Origin of the sequence: Devosia alba (assembly GCF_039938915.1) — a bacterium.
In the GTDB taxonomy this organism is placed as follows: domain Bacteria; phylum Pseudomonadota; class Alphaproteobacteria; order Rhizobiales; family Devosiaceae; genus Devosia; species Devosia alba.
This window is the reverse complement of the sequence record NZ_JBDUUI010000064.1, coordinates 1-302: the sequence shown is the minus strand read 5'-3', so window position 1 is coordinate 302 and position 302 is coordinate 1. Positions and strand designations below refer to the sequence as shown.

The 302-nt window shown below is 42.1% G+C and carries 1 protein-coding gene; it reads left to right on the top strand.

Translation table 11 applies throughout. The features are described from left to right. A partial coding sequence (locus tag ABFY71_RS18795) for a hypothetical protein (RefSeq protein WP_347947392.1) occupies positions 1–302 on the top strand: 302 nt, incomplete at both ends.

Here is a 302-nt window from a genome sequence, read left to right as displayed (position 1 = left end):
CAAAAGGCGGTGGTGCAACCGTTACCCCAAAACCCGTAAACAACCCAACAATCGAGAATGCAAATGCATCGGTTATAATTAAATGGCAAGACCCAGAAAACACGGTAATCAGTGGTTCAACATTCTCTACATGGGCTGGTACAAAACTTGTAATGAAAGAAACGGGCTATCCCGCAAATCCAGATGATGGAACACTTGTGGTTGATAACACAGTTCGTGATAAATACAAAACCACAGGTTATACAGTTACAGGGCTGACAAACGGCAAACAATATTACTTTACACTGTTCCCATACAACACC